We start from the raw sequence: 15,856 nt of genomic DNA on the forward strand, positions 1-15,856 counted from the left end.
AAAAAAAGAAAGCAAAACGGTGTGGATTAGACAACTTGTTCGTCAGTGGTAGAAGAAAGTTCATTTTCAACGCGTAAAAGTTCTTTAAATGAAGCAATCGCAACTTCAACTTGATCATCTTTTGGTTCTTTGGTTGTTAAAAGCTGAAGCCATAAACCGGGATAACCTAAAAAGCGAAGAAGAGGGACATGACGAACTTTATTGGTTAACTGTAACACTTCAAATGATAAACCAAGGACAACTGGAATTAATGCAAGGCGATCCACAATTCGTAACCAAAGAGGATCCGTTGGAACTAGTAGGTAGACAAACATTCCTACAACTACGGTAAAGAGGATAAAGCTACTTCCGCAGCGATAATGAAGTCGAGATTGTGCTTGAACGGCTTCTACCGTAAGTTCAGCATTGTTTTCATATGCATTAATGACCTTGTGTTCTGCTCCATGATATTGAAACACCCGTTTAATAAGTGGCGTTTGTGAAATCACATAAATATAGCCAAGGAGCAATAATAGTTTAAATACTCCTTCAATAAAAACTTGAGCTACACTTGAAGTGAAAACAGGACGTGTCAATTGTGCTAAAAACACAGGAATCAATGTAAATAGTACTTTCCCGAAAAGAAAGGATATTACACCAATAGTTGCAACGCCAAATATTAAAGATAGTTTTGATTCTTTTTTCTCTTTTTGTTGTTCTGCTGCTACTTGAGCATCATCTTCTGGATTCACGTCATAGCGTTCAGAGGAAAAGTTCAAGTGCTGCGTACCGTTTGCACTGGCTTCAACAATAGCAGCAATTCCTCGTAAAAAAGGAATTTTTTTTAAAGCAGTGAGTACGGAATTTGATTTTCTTTTTGAATGAAAATAATCAATAGATTGATCTTTGCGGCGAATAGCCGTCACCATCATACGTTTGCCACCGAACATGACACCTTCTATAACGGCTTGACCACCATACGCAGGTTTTTGTAATTTAGACATTTCAGGCACCAACCTAACTTAACTAGACTAGACTTCTTAGTATTTTATATTCTACAGCAAAATCAAATAAACCTCTAGGCGGATGCATGTTATCTAGTTTAGCCAATATTTTTCATCTCCACACCCTTCATATGAATTTTTTTCCTTTCATTTATAAAATTTTTTTATGAAACTCTGTGTGAAGTAGTTTTAAAATGTCTCTGCGATATCAGGCGCCCTTCTTGCGTATAGGAAGAGTAATAAACGTAAAAACTTAGAAATGAGTCGGTAGGAAATGAGAAAAAAGTTCATACTACATCAAGAGGTGATTAATATGTCAGAACCTAAAGAACAGCATGAAAAAAAACAGGATAACCAACCTACGCATAAACAGGAAATATCTTTTTTATTTAAAGCCATCTTTATTTCCTTTTTTGGAGGGGTTTTCTGGAGCTTTATTGGCTATTTAAATTATCTGTTTAGCTTTAGTGTTATCAATCCAAATATGCTTTTAGATCCATGGGCATTAGGTGATTGGAAGGATAAAGGAATAGGTGTTATCGTCAGTATTTTTCTCATAGGGGTATTATCTATTGTTGTCGGGTTGTTATACTACGTCCTATTAAAGAAGTTTAAAACAATTTGGATAGGTTTTGCTTACGGCTTATTATGGTGGGCAATCGTATTCGTTGTTTTGAATCCGCTCTTTCCTAACTTGAAAACAATTGGAGAGCTTCCAGCTAACACAATTATTTCATCCCTCTGTATTTATATTTTATATGGTGTATTCATCGGATATTCCATTTCTTTTGAAGCGGCAGAGCTTCAAACAAAAGACGAATCTACAGATTTTCAAACGGCGAATAAGTAGTGTGAATGTTCCAACGTATGCTAATATATTCTATATAATGATTTAAAAAGAAAAATAAAGTGTAAATTCACACAAGTGAGCTGCATAAAGGGTTCGTAGTAGGGGAGAGTGTTGAAATAAGATGAATAAGATTTTAGTAATAAACGGTCCTAATTTAAACCGTTTAGGCGTACGCGAACCAGCGGTATATGGGACAGATAATCTTCAAAATCTTGAAGAGAAGCTTCAGCGAGCAGGCAGAGACCACGGAGTAGAAGTTGAGTGCGTACAGTCTAATCACGAAGGTGTAATTATCGACTGGATTCACGAAGCGGATGAAAAGTTTGATGGGATTATGATCAATCCTGGTGCTTTTACTCACTACAGTTATGCCATTCGAGATGCGATTGCCAGTATATCTGTTCCTGTTATTGAAGTGCATATTTCGAACGTACATAAGCGTGAAGAGTTTCGCCACCATTCGGTGACGGCACCTGTTACGCATGGTCAAATTGTCGGGTTAGGTTTATACGGATACGAGCTTGCTCTGCAGGCACTTTTACAATTAAGGGGGAAATAAAATGAAAATCGAAAAACTACGCGAACAGTTTTCAAAGTTGAATGTAGACGGTGTTGTCGTTACAAGTGAATATAACAGACGCTATATGACCAATTTTACAGGATCTGCTGGTGTCGTTATCATTTCTGAAGACAAAGCGGCATTTGTAACAGATTTTCGTTATGTTGAACAAGCAACTAGTCAAACAGAAGGTTTTGATATCGTTCAGCACAAGGGTCCTATTGTAGAAGAAGTAGCGAATGTAGTGAAACAATTTGGAATTAAAAAGCTTGGTTTTGAACAGAATTATGTTACATATGGACAGCATCAATTATTTGATAAGCATATCGGAGCGGAACTTGTTCCAATCTCGCACGCAATCGAAAACTTACGCTTGATAAAGAGTGACTCAGAGATTAAGATATTAAAGGAAGCTGCAAAAATAGCAGATGCAGCATATGAACATATTTTAACCTTTGTTCGTCCTGGTTTAACAGAGCTTCAAGTATCGAATGAACTGGAGTTCTTTATGAGAAAACAAGGCGCAACATCTTCATCTTTTGATACAATTGTTGCTTCAGGGCATCGCGGGGCTTTACCGCATGGTGTTGCTTCTGACAAAGTAATTGAAAAAGGCGAACTTGTAACGCTTGATTTTGGCGCATACTATAATGGTTACTGTTCAGATATCACACGAACATTTGCCGTCGGTGAAGTAAGTGATAAGCTAAAAGAAATTTATAATGTCGTACTGCAAGCAGAGCTTAACGGAATGAACGGTATCAAAGCAGGTATGACGGGTAAAGAAGCAGATGCGCTAACGCGTGATTATATTACAGAACACGGATACGGCCAGTATTTTGGACATTCGACCGGTCACGGCGTAGGGTTAGAAGTACATGAAGGCCCATCGCTTTCTGTGAAATCTACAGATGTACTGCAGCCAGGTATGATTGTAACCGTTGAACCAGGTATTTACATACCAGACTTAGGGGGCGTTCGTATTGAAGATGATACGGTCGTCACAGCAGAAGGTAATGAGGCATTATCGCACTCATCAAAAGAGTTCATTATTTTATAAAATGTAGGAGGATTTCTTCATGATTTCAGTAAATGATTTTCGTACAGGTTTGACAGTAGAAGTAGACGGGGGTATTTGGCGTGTAATGGATTTCCAACACGTAAAGCCTGGTAAAGGCGCTGCATTCGTTCGCTCAAAACTACGTAACCTTCGTACAGGAGCTGTGCAAGAAAAAACGTTCCGTGCAGGTGAAAAGGTAGGAAAAGCTCAAATTGATAATCGTAAAATGCAATATCTATATGCAAGCGGCGATCAGCACGTATTCATGGACAACCAGTCTTATGAGCAATTAGAGCTTCCGGCGAGTGCAATTGAATATGAGCTAAAATTCTTAAAAGAAAATATGGAAGTCGCAATTATGATGTATCAAGGTGAGACATTAGGTGTTGAACTTCCGAACACAGTTGAGCTTAAAGTAACAGAAACTGAACCTGGTATTAAAGGTGACACAGCTTCTGGCGGTACAAAACCAGCAACTGTTGAAACTGGTTTAACAGTAAACGTTCCTTTCTTCGTAAATGAAGGCGACGTATTAATTATTAACACAACAGACAGCAGCTACGTATCACGCGCGTAATTCGGTCGTGTAAGCAAGCTGTAAACACACGAAAAAGGCAGAGAATGATTCTCTGCCTTTTTTGTGTGTTTTTTTGTGCTAACCCTTCCTTATTTTGCATAGGTTGTACTAAACAACGCAGAGATATAGGAGGGGCTTATGAAGCAGTGGTTGGATCATTTAAACGGTACGGTATTAACGATGGCGTGCCTTCGATTTATTTCTTCATTTATTGAGTTTATTGCCGCTATTTTAATTGTCACAAACAATGATGTGAAAAAAGCGTTAATGATTAATGGAATGCTAGCGCTTGTTGGTCCGATTGTAATGGTGAGTTCTTTCACCATTGGTTTAGTGTCCGTAGCAGATCAATTATCTTTTGGAAAATTAATCATGATTGTAATAGGAGTGCTCTTCATTTTAATCGGTGTTTTTAAATAAAAGGTAGGCATAAAATGGTCAAGCTCATAATACATTGAAGTGAGTTCAAATATGAGGGGATGAATATGTTAAACGAAATACTTGCAATTTTTCCGCCTAATTTAAAAAAGACTGTTGAATTTTATGTCACAAACCATTCTCATGTGCTAGAAGAAATTCGAGTGCGCATAGGAAGACCTGTCGAATTTACAATCAACAATCAGCCTTATTTCGAATCGTATCTTCCAAGTGCAGAAGATGCTTTATTTATCTTAAATAAACTAAGCCAGTTTTCGATTTATATGATTGAAGAAGAATTAAAAAAAGGATATGTCACCATTGAAGGCGGACACCGGGTTGGACTAGCGGGAAAAGTTGTAACGGAAAATGGACAGGTTCGTGTGATTCGTGATGTATCATCCTTTAATATCCGGATTGCTAAACAAAAGATTGGCATTTCGAATCAGCTTATTCCTTTTTTATACAATCGCCATTGGCAAAGTACGGTCATTATAGGACCTCCTCAAACAGGAAAAACAACCATGATTCGTGATTTAGCCAGAGTAATAAGCACTGGCATAGAGCGCTCTAAGATTCCTCCGTTTAAAGTAGGGATTGTAGATGAACGATCAGAAATTGCTGGGGCTGTTAAAGGGGTTCCTCAGCATACATTCGGATCTAGAATGGATTTATTAGATAGCTGTCCGAAAGCTGAAGGCATGATGATGATGATTCGCTCCATGAGTCCCGATGTACTGATCGTGGATGAAGTTGGAAGTGAAGAAGATTGTAAGGCCGTACTTGAAGCCGTTAATGCTGGTGTTCGTGTCATTATGACTGTTCATGGGTATGACATTGACGATTTAATGAAGCGTCCCACTTTGCAAGCTTTAATGAAACTTCACGTATTTAAAAAGTATGTTGTGCTATCGAACAGCCGAGGTCCTGGAACACTTCAGGCTATCTATGATGAGCATTATAACTCCATGAAATTGACCGCTGAAAAGTCGCTTATTGAAAATAGTAAAGGGTGATGGTGTATGAAACTGTTTGGTGCCATCTTTATCTTATTTGCTTCCACTTACACAGGATTTGAGTTTGCAAAGCAGCTTAGCGAAAGACCTAGGCAGCTCAGGCAATTAAAAACGGCTCTTCGGTCGTTAGAAGCGGAAATTATGTACAGCAACCGGCCTCTTCAAGAAGTTGCTCATTTGTTATCTCTACAGCTTCCTAACCCTTTAGCTTCTTTATTTAGTGAGTTTTCAATGAAATTAAAAGAAGGTACTGAAAGTGTCAAGGAAGCTTGGGAAAAGACGTTGGACCAATTTTGGAAACAAACCGCACTTAAAACAGGAGAACTGGAAATCTTAAAACAATTTGGTGAAACGCTTGGTCAGCATGATCGTTATTCGCAGCAAAAGCATATTTTGCTGACGCTGAACCATCTCGAACGCGAAGAACAAGATGCAGTTGATAAGCAGAATCGCTATGAAAAAATGGTTAAAAGTTTAGGCTTTCTATCTGGATTGCTACTGGTCATCCTATTGATGTAGCGATGGAGGAGGATTGAATGTGGGAATTGATATGAACACCATTTTTCAGATCGCTGGGATTGGTATCGTCGTAGCTTTTTTAGTCACCGTACTCGAACAGATGGGAAAAAAAGATTACGCGAATTGGGTTACCCTCATCGGTTTTATTTATATTTTATTTATGGTTGCTTCGATTGTGGAGGACTTATTTCAAAAAATCAAATCGGTTTTTTTATTTCAAGGGTAGAGGGGTGATTTGCCATTGAAATGCTTCAAATTGTGGGCTTAGGATTAGTAGCGACATTTTTGGCACTCATTTTAAAAGAACATAAATCACCTATTGCTTTTTTACTTGTCGTATTCGTGGGATCCGTGATCTTTCTTTTTTTAATTGATCAAATCTACGAGATTATTAAGATGGTCGAGCGGCTGTCGATCAATGCCCACGTTAACATGATTTATGTGGAAACCATTTTGAAAATCATTGGTATTGCCTATATCGCCGAATTTGGTGCTCAAATTACGAAAGATGCAGGACAAGGTGCCATTGCTTCTAAAATTGAATTAGGTGGAAAAGTGCTGATTCTCTCCATGGCAATTCCTATTTTGACGGTCATTATTGAAACGATTATTTCAATGCTGCCCAATTAATTTTACTTAATATGAGGTGACGAAATGAAGCGGTGGACGTTTAAAGTGAATATACTCGCTCTTCTTTTGTTCCTCTTTTTTTTCTTTCCAGAAAATGTACAAGCTTCCGAACCCCCGAAGCAGCAAGAACTTGTCAATGAACAAATTGATAAGCTCGGTATCGATGAAGTCAAACAGTTTTGGGACGATATTATTACCCAATACGGCGGCTTTTTACCCGAGAGTCAGAAGGGAAGTTTAGTCGATTTTTTAAAAGGAGAAAAAGAGTTCTCTCTTAAAGAATGGCTAGGAGGTCTTGTAAAGTTTTTATTTCACGAAGTATTAGCGAATGGAAAGCTCCTCGGTACACTCATTATGCTAACGGTTTTTAGCGTGTTTTTGCAAACGCTCCAAAGTGCGTTTAATCAGCAAACCGTAAGTAAAGTAGCGTATGCGCTTGTATATATGGTTTTGATCATCATTGCTCTTAATAGTTTTCAAATTGCTATTTCTTATGCAACAGGAGCGATCGAGACCATGACCAAATTCATTTTAGCTCTGGTGCCGCTGCTGCTTGCCTTAATGGCATCATCAGGAGGAGTTGTATCGGCAGCCTTTTTTCATCCGATGATTTTGTTTTTAATGAACACCAGCGGTTTGCTTATTCAATACGTAGTGATGCCGCTGCTTTTTCTTTCAGCACTGCTTAGCATTGTGAGTACGATTTCAGATGAGCATAAGGTTACACAGCTTGCTCAGCTGTTGAGAAATATAAGCATTGGCGTGCTTGGAATATTCCTAACTGTTTTTTTAGGTGTGCTATCCGTCCAAGGTGCCACATCAGCTGTTGCTGACGGTATTACGATTCGAACGGCAAAGTTCGTCACAGGGAACTTTATACCTGTTGTAGGACGTGTGTTCACAGATGCGGCTGATACAGTCATCAGTGCCTCGCTTCTATTAAAGAATTCAGTAGGGATTGCTGGAGTAGCAGTCTTACTGTTAATCGTCGCATTTCCGGCTATTAAAGTGTTAACGCTCGCTTTTATCTATAAGCTAGCAGCAGCTCTTCTTCAACCCATTGGAGGAGGACCGGTTATTTCCTGCTTGAGCATTATCAGCAAAAGCGTCATCTATATTTTTGCGGCGCTTGCTGTTGTCTCGCTTATGTTTTTCTTATGTTTAACGGTCATCATTACAGCGAGCAACGTCACAATGATGGTGAGGTGAAGAAATTGCAGGCCTTAACGACGTGGATTACGAATATCGTTCTTTTTATCTTATTAGCTACCATTATTAATTTACTGTTGCCCAATTCTAGTTTTCAAAAGTATACGAAGCTGGTGGTTGGACTTCTTTTGATGCTGATTATTATTACACCCGTTTTTCAAATTTTTAAAGTGGATGTTAATCAAATGCTGAAATCACTTAGCTTATCATCTATTCGATCCGATCAACAGGTAGAAAATTCAATAGAAAATCAGAAAAAAGAAATACAAGCTTCACAACGTGCATATATTTTAGAACAAATGGCTGTCCAAATGGAGGCAGATGTAAAAGAGGAGTTGATGGATCAGTATGGTGTAGCAATTGATCGAATTCACATTGAAACAAAAAAGCCGAACGACGAACCTACCGCTGATAATATTAAATCCATTTCAGTTGCCGTAAGTAAAAAAGCATCGGGTGATTCCGAGGTTGTTTCAGCTGTGAAAGTTATTTCTATTGATACCTCCACACCGATCGAAACAAACAAACCAACAGAATCCAAGAAATTATCCAACTATTTAGCAGCAAAATGGGATGTAAAACAAGGCCAAGTTGTTGTGAATATGGAGGAGGGAGACACGAAATGAGTCAAAAGCCAGAAAAAGGTGACCCATCATTTTTTCAGCGGTTCTTTTCATTTAAACAGTCATCAACTACGAAGAAACCTTCAAAGTTAATGTATATAGGTATTTTACTAGCTGCAGGCGTTATCTTTATGGTATTTAGCAACTCACTCACAACATCTATGAATTCAGGCGGATTATTAAAGAGTGCAAGCAAAGAAACCAGCGCACCACCCGTATCACAAGATATTCCCGCTTTTAGCTCCAAAAAGACAACAACGATGACAGGTTATGAAGAGCGGTATGAGGAAGAATTGAAAGATATTTTAGATCAAGTTAGAGGCGTAAGTAAGGTAAAAGTAATTGTGAACCTAGATGCAACAGAATCCAAAATATATGAAAAAAACAGCGTGACAAAATCGCAAACGACCAACGAGACGGACCGTGAAGGAGGGACTCGTAAAGTTGAAGATTCCTCAACAGATGAACAGCTGGTCATTGTAAGAAGTGGAGAACAAGAAAAGCCTGTTGTAGTCAAAACTGAAAAGCCAAAAGTCAGAGGTGTGTTAGTTGTCGCTAAAGGAGCTGATAATATCGAGGTAAAGAAATCTATTATTGAAGCCGTGACAAGAGCGCTCGATATACCAAGTCATAGAGTAGCAGTATTAGCGAAAAAAGGATGAGGGGGAAATGAATATGTTATTAAAAAAGCAAACGGTTTGGTTATTAACAATGTTAAGTTTAGTTGTTGTGTTATCGGTGTACTATATGACAACGCCAGAAAATCCTCAGAGTAATGTTGCGCTAGTAGACAATGAAAAACAAAGCGAAAAACAGGCTGATGACAAGGCTCCTGCAGAAGATACAAAACAACAGGCAGATGAGAAATCAGGAACAAAAGAAGGTTCAAAAACTGAAGGCTCAGCAGAAGATGTAAAAAAGGAAACGGCTAAAAATGCAAAAGAATCAGCGGTTGTATCAAGCACAGATAGCGACGAGCTATTTACGGCGCTCCGCTTGGAATTAAATGATGAAAGAAGTCAGCTGAAAGAAGAGTATCAGGAAGTAGCGGCATCAAAAAATGTAACGCCTGCAGAAGTAAGCAAAGCGATGGATAAAATCGATGAATTATCAAAGCTCGGGGAAAAAGAAGCAACGCTCGAAACATTAATTAAAGCAAAAGGATACAGCGACGCGCTAGTAAGAGCAGATGGAAAACAAGTGCAAATTACCGTTAAGACAGAAAAACACTCAAAAACAAAAGCCAATCAAATCATTCAGCTAGTCAAAAAAGAAATGGGTCCAAAAGAAGTAGCGGTAGAGTTTCAGCCAACTAAATAAAGGGAATAAAAGAAGTGTAAAACAGCCGCAAATTGGGGTTGTTTACACTTCTTTTTTTATGAAATGACTAAAATCTAAGCGAGACGGGAAAAATTTTAACATGGCTTTCTTTTTTTACTTCGGTTATAATAGGTTTCATAATCTTATATTAGTACTAGGTGACAAATGTTTTCATAAGTATTGTCATCTGTAAAGCTATGTTTCCATTTATAAAACAATAACGCTAAAAAGTTATTATAGAGTAAGTGGAACTTCTTTTTAATGTTTGCCAAACGAATTGAATGGCTGTAGCCATTTATCGTATTATTAACATTGTAGAGAATTCTATTTTCATGAGGTAGGAGTGTTCAATATGTTAAAAATTCAAGAGATCCGTGAGATCATTAAACTAGTTGATCAATCATCAATCGAGGAGTTCACCTATGAGCACGAAGGCTCCAAAATCAAGATGAAGAAAAAAGACGCAATTGTTTCCAAACAAGCGCAGCAAGTAGTGGTTTCGGCACCTGAACAAGCAGCAGCACCTGCACCGCAGGCAGCAGCGGCTCCAGCGCTAGCCACAGCAGCACAGTCTGCTCAGCCAAAAGAAGAACAAGCGGCCCCAGCGGTTGATGAAAGCTTACATAAAATTACATCTCCGATGGTAGGGACATTCTATGCGTCATCGTCGCCAGAATCAGATGTATACGTAACGCCTGGAGATAAAGTACAAAAAGATTCGGTTGTATGTATCGTAGAAGCAATGAAATTATTTAATGAAATCGAAGCAGAAGTTAAAGGTGAAATCGTTGACGTATTAGTTGAAAATGGACAACTTGTAGAATACGGTCAACCTCTTTTCTTAGTAAAGCCTGAATAAGGAGCGGTAAATATGATTAAAAAGCTATTAATTGCGAATCGAGGAGAAATTGCGGTTCGAATTATTCGAGCGTGTAAAGAGTTAGGTGTAGAATCAGTAGCTGTTCATTCTCAAGCTGATCGCGACTCTTTGCATGTACAATTAGCAGACGAAGCGTATTGTATTGGACCAACGTCATCTAAAGACAGCTATTTAAACTTTACAAATATTATGAGCGTTGCGATGCTAACGGGCTGTGACGCCATTCACCCTGGATACGGCTTTTTAGCTGAAAACGCTGATTTTGCAGAGCTATGCAGAGAGTGTAACGTTACATTTGTAGGACCAAGTCCGGAAGCCATTAACAAAATGGGAACAAAAGACGTAGCGAGGGAAACGATGCGTGAAGCCGGTGTCCCAATTGTTCCTGGTTCCACTGGAATTGTAGAGTCAGTGGAAGACGGTATGTCAATCGCTAATGATATTGGCTATCCTGTTATTATTAAAGCAACGGCAGGAGGCGGAGGAAAAGGAATCCGCGTTGCGAAAAATGAACAAGAGCTTATTAAAGGTATTACAATTACGCAGCAAGAAGCTGCTACAGCTTTCGGTAACCCTGGTGTGTACATTGAAAAGTTCATTGAGGATTTCCGTCACGTTGAGATCCAAGTGTTGGCTGATTCTCATGGAAATACTGTACATTTAGGAGAGCGTGATTGCTCGATTCAACGCCGTCTTCAAAAATTAATTGAAGAAACGCCTTCTCCAGCGTTGGACGAAAAAACGCGTGAATTAATGGGCGACGCTGCTGTTAAAGCCGCTCAAGCCGTTAATTACACAGGAGCCGGAACCGTGGAATTCATTTATGATTATCGTGAAAACAAATTTTACTTCATGGAAATGAATACGCGTATCCAAGTAGAACATCCTGTTACAGAGATGGTGACAGGAGTTGACTTAATTAAAGAACAAATCAACGTGGCAAATGGTGAAACTTTACCGTTTACGCAAGAAGAAGTGACGTTTAACGGATGGGCAATTGAGTGCCGAATCAATGCAGAAAACCCAGAGAAAAACTTTATGCCATCACCAGGTACGATTCAAATGTACTTGCCGCCAGGTGGCTACGGAGTGCGCGTAGACTCTGCTGCATACCCGGGCTATGCAATCCCACCTTACTATGATTCAATGGTGGCTAAATTGATTGTTCATGCGCCAACTCGTGAGGAAGCTATTGAACGAATGAAGCGCGCGTTAGATGAATTTGTTATCGATGGCGTTGCGACCACTATTCCTTTTCACCAAAAGCTATTAAATCATGAAAAATTTGTTAGCGGTGAATTCAACACGAAGTTTCTTGAGCTATATGACGTAATGAATTCTTAGTATAATATAAACTATAGGAGGTGCTGTACATGAATGAAAATCATGTATTAGAAATGGAAGAACACCCAAATTCTCTTGGCAAAGTAGAAATTGCTCCTGAGGTTATTGAAGTCATTGCGGGTATTGCTGCTTCTGAAGTAGAAGGCGTTTCTGCAATGAGAGGAAATTTTGCAGCTGGCGTTGTGGAGAAACTAGGAAAGAAAAACCACGGTAAAGGTGTAAAAGTGGACTTAACAGAAAACGGGATAAAAGTAGACGTGTTTTGTATGATGAAGTTTGGTGTGTCTATTCCAAACGTAGCGCAGCAAGTACAAGATAACATTCGTCAAGCCCTTAAAAATATGACAGCTATTGATCTCGATGAAGTAAACATTCATATCGTAGGGATTCAGTTTGATACGCAAAAAACTGATATTGAAGAAGTTGAATAAAACAAACGTTTACCTAACGGCTGTTGCTAAAATGGAATAACGTATGATTACTTGTTCCTTTTCAACACAAGCTATGGTAAAGTGAAAAAGACTGTCTCGTCATAAAGACGGTCTTTTTCGTGTTCTACAAACTTCGTATAAGAACAATCAAGTATCGTTTCATAAACTATGCTATTATCTAGGTATACTAGTTGAAGAAGATAAATAAAGGAGCAAAAATAATGAAAAGACATACAGCACGCCAAAAAGCATTACAAGCACTATTTCAGCATGATTTAGGGCAAACCGAGCCAATGGAGGCAATCGGAAATGTTGTACAAAACGAAAAGTCTGATCAATTTTTAGAAAGTCTTGTGCTAGGTGTAGTTGAGCATCAGCAAGAAATTGATGAACTTTTACGCAATCATTTAGAAAAATGGACGTTAGACCGCGTAGCTACTGTAGACCGCGTAATCCTGCGTATTGCCGTATACGAAATGAAGTATGAAGAAGAAATTCCTACGAGCGTTACGTTAAATGAAGCGATTGAATTAGCAAAAACATTTGGCGATGATCAATCAAGCAAGTTTATCAATGGCGTATTGTCTAAAGTGTTAACAACTTTATCTAAATAAATGTTCATCTTGCCAAATCAAGTGACTAACATGCTTCTCTCCTTTATATAAAGGGGAGAGGGTGACTGCAAAGGAGGCAAAATGATGAGTGAAGTGCGTTATCTAACCGTTACGGCTCTTACACGATACATCAAGCGCAAGTTTGACGTAGACCCTCACATGCAAGATGTATGGATTAAAGGAGAAATTTCTAACTTTAAACGTCATAGTCGAGGACATATGTATTTCACCTTAAAAGATCAAAATGCTCGTATCGCAGCCGTTATGTTTGCTGGGCATAACCGTCAGCTTAATTTTCAGCCTGAAGAAGGAATGAATGTACTGATTCGAGCTGAAATTTCGGTTTATGAACCAAGCGGAAATTATCAAATGTACGTAAAAGAAATGCAGCCTGACGGCGTTGGAAACTTATACTTGGCCTACGAACAGCTGAAAAAAAAGCTGGAAAAAGAAGGCTTGTTTGATCATGCTAGAAAACGAAAACTTCCGAAGTATCCAACAACAATAGGTGTGATTACATCTCCTACTGGAGCCGCCGTACGGGATATTATTACGACATTAAAGCGCAGATATAACGCGAACATTATTGTTATGCCCGCTCTTGTTCAAGGAGTGAATGCGGCACCGTCTATCATCAAGGCAATTGAAGAAGCAAACCGTCGTAAAGAAGCAGACGTATTAATTGTTGGCCGCGGCGGCGGGTCAATTGAAGAGCTTTGGGCGTTTAACGAAGAAAGCGTAGCTCGTGCAATTTTCACTTCTACTATTCCCGTTATTTCAGCGGTTGGACATGAAACCGATTTTACAATTGCAGATTTTGTAGCAGATTTGCGAGCCCCTACTCCAACGGGTGCTGCGGAGTTGGCTGTACCTCATATCAGTGAAATTACAGAAAGATTGACTCAGCGAAATATCCGTCTTCTTCGTTCGATGAAAGAGATGCTTCAGTCTAGTAGCCGCAGGCTTGAACGGTCTCAGAAATCGTATGCTTTTCGTTACCCTCAAAAGTTGGTCGAGCAAAAAGAGCAGCAGTTAGATCAGCTGATGGAGCGTTTTTATCGTGAAGGTAGAAGGTACATTGAGCATAAACGGACGAACTACGAGCAGCTAACAGCCGCTTTGTTGCGCAATCACCCCGAGCATCAGTTAACGAAAGCGGCAGACCGTCAACAGCAGCTGACGAAAATGCTGACAAAAGAGATGCAGCAGCTGCTAAAGCAAAAACAGCTTTTATTTGCCACGGCAACGTCAAAATTACATACGCTTAGTCCATTAAAAACAATGGAAAGAGGCTACAGCTTAGTATACGATAAAGAAAAAGAGTTAATTAAATCAACCAAACAAGTATCCAAAGGTGATGTGGTAAACGTTCGTTTGACCGATGGACAGTTGCAGTGTGAAGTTTCGAAAATAGAGGAGCGATGAAAAATGGCGACAAATAAAGAGTATACGTTTGAAGAGGCGATGGAGCAGTTAGAAACCATCGTAAACAAGCTAGAAGAAGGCGACGTGCCTTTAGAAGAAGCAATTCAACAATTCCAAGAAGGAATGACTCTTTCAAAATTCTGTCACGATCGTCTTCAGCATATTGAAAAGCAAATGGAAACTATTTTACGTGAAGACGGAACGCTTGAGCCATTCTCGGTACAGGAGGAAGAGTGATGGTGAATGAAATGAATTTAAAAGAGTATATTTCTTTTACAAAAGATCGAGTAGAAACACGCTTGCCTGAAGTGGTAAAGGCATTACATGCTCCGGTTAACTTAAAGGAATCCATGCTTTACTCGCTTACGGCAGGAGGAAAGCGACTTCGCCCAGTGCTGTTGTTTGCAACGCTACATGCATTTGGAAAAGACGAGAGCATGGGATTAGAAACAGCCTGTGCAGTGGAAATGATTCATACATATTCGCTCATTCATGATGATTTACCTAGTATGGATGATGACGACTTAAGAAGAGGTAAACCGACAAATCACAAGGTGTACGGCGAAGCAACAGCTATATTAGCTGGAGATGCTCTTTTAACAAATAGCTTTCAGCTCATTTCTGAAGCGGTACATCCTGAAATTACATCACATATGAAACTTCAGCTCATTACAGAACTGGTAAAAGCAAGCGGAACAGAAGGTATGATCAGCGGACAGGTTGCAGATATGGAAGGTGAAAAAAAGCAGCTCACGCTAGATGAGCTTGAATATATTCATCTTCATAAAACGGGGAAGCTGCTAGGATTCTGTGTAAAAGCAGGAGCAATTCTTGCAAAAGCTACGCCTCTACAGCAAGAATTATTAGAAGAATTCAGTAAGCATGTAGGGTTAGCGTTTCAAATTCAAGATGATATCTTGGATGTGGAAGGGTCTGAAGAAAAGTTAGGAAAGCCAATTGGCAGTGATACAGAAAATGAAAAAACAACATATCCTTCTTTATTAGGTATGGAAGCGGCCAAAGAAAAGTTACAGTATCATGTTGAACAAGCACTTCTCTCGTTACGTCAAGCTCAAATTAAGCACGGATTACTAGAAGAAATTTGTTTATATATAGCAAAACGTGATAGTTAATGACGATTTCTGTCAGGTTTTTTGAGTGATACAGTAAAATAAGATTGAGTCCCAATAGGGGCTATGCTATAATGATTTTACTACTGTATAAAAGCGTAGTGCATAGGTTTGAAAGACATATACAATATCTTGGTGGCCGTTATCACATTTGTGTTAGCGGCTATTTTTTCACTATTTTCCTTTGAATATCACTGGTTTACTGATAGAATATCAAAGGTATTGTAAGTAATAAGGAAATACTAAAAATTGACTATACGTATAAAACA

Annotated in this window: 21 protein-coding genes; 20 read left to right on the forward strand and 1 reads right to left on the reverse strand. The window is 39.0% G+C overall.

The annotated features are described in order from the left end of the window. Nucleotides 1-26: 26 nt before the first annotated feature. The gene (locus SCI76_RS18160) at nt 27-983 is read right to left on the reverse strand and encodes a DUF1385 domain-containing protein (protein WP_014458240.1); all 957 of its coding nucleotides are present in this window, start codon (nt 981-983) and stop codon (nt 27-29) included. A 313-nt stretch (nt 984-1,296) separates the two neighbouring features. On the opposite strand from SCI76_RS18160, the gene SCI76_RS18165 reads away from it, so the two are divergent. The 20 genes from SCI76_RS18165 (at nt 1,297) to SCI76_RS18260 (ending at nt 15,590) form a co-directional block, all read left to right on the forward strand. After that, nucleotides 1,297-1,833 carry a YqhR family membrane protein gene (locus tag SCI76_RS18165; protein ID WP_028411601.1) on the forward strand — a complete coding sequence of 179 codons (537 nt, stop codon included), beginning with the start codon at nt 1,297-1,299 and terminating at the stop codon, nt 1,831-1,833. A gap of 121 nt (nt 1,834-1,954) precedes the next feature. Further along, complete coding sequence (gene aroQ, locus SCI76_RS18170; protein ID WP_013059157.1) at nt 1,955-2,392, forward strand: type II 3-dehydroquinate dehydratase; 438 nt, start codon at nt 1,955-1,957, stop codon at nt 2,390-2,392. A gap of 1 nt (nt 2,393) precedes the next feature. Beyond that, nucleotides 2,394-3,452, forward strand: coding sequence for a Xaa-Pro peptidase family protein (locus SCI76_RS18175; RefSeq protein ID WP_033579709.1), 1,059 nt, complete (start codon nt 2,394-2,396; stop codon nt 3,450-3,452). 19 nt (nt 3,453-3,471) lie between these two features. Continuing rightward, a complete protein-coding gene (gene efp / locus SCI76_RS18180; RefSeq protein WP_013059155.1) occupies nt 3,472-4,029 on the forward strand; it encodes an elongation factor P in 558 nt (185 codons plus the stop codon). 138 nt (nt 4,030-4,167) lie between these two features. Further along, nucleotides 4,168-4,449 carry a YqhV family protein gene (locus SCI76_RS18185; protein WP_028411599.1) on the forward strand — a complete coding sequence of 94 codons (282 nt, stop codon included), beginning with the start codon at nt 4,168-4,170 and terminating at the stop codon, nt 4,447-4,449. Between the two features lie 65 nt (nt 4,450-4,514). After that, on the forward strand, nt 4,515-5,462 hold the full coding sequence (spoIIIAA, locus tag SCI76_RS18190; protein ID WP_063248524.1) for a stage III sporulation protein AA: 948 nt from the start codon (nt 4,515-4,517) through the stop codon (nt 5,460-5,462). A gap of 6 nt (nt 5,463-5,468) precedes the next feature. After that, nucleotides 5,469-5,981 carry a stage III sporulation protein SpoIIIAB gene (gene spoIIIAB / locus SCI76_RS18195; RefSeq protein WP_028411597.1) on the forward strand — a complete coding sequence of 171 codons (513 nt, stop codon included), beginning with the start codon at nt 5,469-5,471 and terminating at the stop codon, nt 5,979-5,981. Between the two features lie 19 nt (nt 5,982-6,000). After that, the gene (gene spoIIIAC, locus SCI76_RS18200; RefSeq protein ID WP_013059151.1) at nt 6,001-6,207 is read left to right on the forward strand and encodes a stage III sporulation protein AC; all 207 of its coding nucleotides are present in this window, start codon (nt 6,001-6,003) and stop codon (nt 6,205-6,207) included. 20 nt (nt 6,208-6,227) lie between these two features. Continuing rightward, on the forward strand, nt 6,228-6,611 hold the full coding sequence (gene spoIIIAD, locus SCI76_RS18205; protein ID WP_013059150.1) for a stage III sporulation protein AD: 384 nt from the start codon (nt 6,228-6,230) through the stop codon (nt 6,609-6,611). Nucleotides 6,612-6,635: 24 nt separating this feature from the next. Next, nucleotides 6,636-7,820, forward strand: a complete 1,185-nt coding sequence (spoIIIAE, locus tag SCI76_RS18210; protein ID WP_013059149.1) for a stage III sporulation protein AE — start codon at nt 6,636-6,638, stop codon at nt 7,818-7,820. Next, nucleotides 7,817-8,446 carry a stage III sporulation protein AF gene (spoIIIAF, locus tag SCI76_RS18215; RefSeq protein ID WP_224980536.1) on the forward strand — a complete coding sequence of 210 codons (630 nt, stop codon included), beginning with the start codon at nt 7,817-7,819 and terminating at the stop codon, nt 8,444-8,446. Before spoIIIAE ends, spoIIIAF begins: the two co-directional genes overlap by 4 nt. Next, nucleotides 8,443-9,105: a stage III sporulation protein AG gene (gene spoIIIAG / locus SCI76_RS18220; protein ID WP_048019768.1), complete on the forward strand. Its 663-nt coding sequence runs from the start codon at nt 8,443-8,445 to the stop codon at nt 9,103-9,105. The genes spoIIIAF and spoIIIAG overlap by 4 nt, the downstream gene beginning before the upstream one ends. Before the next feature lie 7 nt (nt 9,106-9,112). After that, the gene (locus SCI76_RS18225) at nt 9,113-9,763 is read left to right on the forward strand and encodes a SpoIIIAH-like family protein (protein WP_230683451.1); all 651 of its coding nucleotides are present in this window, start codon (nt 9,113-9,115) and stop codon (nt 9,761-9,763) included. 352 nt (nt 9,764-10,115) lie between these two features. After that, nucleotides 10,116-10,622, forward strand: coding sequence for an acetyl-CoA carboxylase biotin carboxyl carrier protein (accB, locus tag SCI76_RS18230; RefSeq protein ID WP_407544058.1), 507 nt, complete (start codon nt 10,116-10,118; stop codon nt 10,620-10,622). Nucleotides 10,623-10,634: 12 nt separating this feature from the next. Continuing rightward, complete coding sequence (gene accC, locus SCI76_RS18235) at nt 10,635-11,987, forward strand: acetyl-CoA carboxylase biotin carboxylase subunit (RefSeq protein WP_028411593.1); 1,353 nt, start codon at nt 10,635-10,637, stop codon at nt 11,985-11,987. A 29-nt stretch (nt 11,988-12,016) separates the two neighbouring features. Then, nucleotides 12,017-12,418 carry an Asp23/Gls24 family envelope stress response protein gene (locus SCI76_RS18240; RefSeq protein ID WP_013059143.1) on the forward strand — a complete coding sequence of 134 codons (402 nt, stop codon included), beginning with the start codon at nt 12,017-12,019 and terminating at the stop codon, nt 12,416-12,418. A 221-nt stretch (nt 12,419-12,639) separates the two neighbouring features. Then, nucleotides 12,640-13,032: a transcription antitermination factor NusB gene (nusB, locus tag SCI76_RS18245; protein ID WP_013059142.1), complete on the forward strand. Its 393-nt coding sequence runs from the start codon at nt 12,640-12,642 to the stop codon at nt 13,030-13,032. 84 nt (nt 13,033-13,116) lie between these two features. Then, nucleotides 13,117-14,457 (forward strand): exodeoxyribonuclease VII large subunit, encoded by a 1,341-nt coding sequence (gene xseA / locus SCI76_RS18250; protein WP_034271010.1) that lies wholly within the window; start codon nt 13,117-13,119, stop codon nt 14,455-14,457. 3 nt (nt 14,458-14,460) lie between these two features. Next, on the forward strand, nt 14,461-14,694 hold the full coding sequence (locus tag SCI76_RS18255) for an exodeoxyribonuclease VII small subunit (protein ID WP_013059140.1): 234 nt from the start codon (nt 14,461-14,463) through the stop codon (nt 14,692-14,694). Continuing rightward, a complete protein-coding gene (locus SCI76_RS18260) occupies nt 14,694-15,590 on the forward strand; it encodes a polyprenyl synthetase family protein (RefSeq protein ID WP_033579711.1) in 897 nt (298 codons plus the stop codon). Before SCI76_RS18255 ends, SCI76_RS18260 begins: the two co-directional genes overlap by 1 nt. Nucleotides 15,591-15,856: the final 266 nt, after the last annotated feature.

Source organism: Priestia sp. HNGD-A6 (assembly GCF_045784335.1).
In the GTDB taxonomy this organism is placed as follows: Bacteria; Bacillota; Bacilli; order Bacillales; family Bacillaceae_H; genus Priestia; species Priestia zanthoxyli.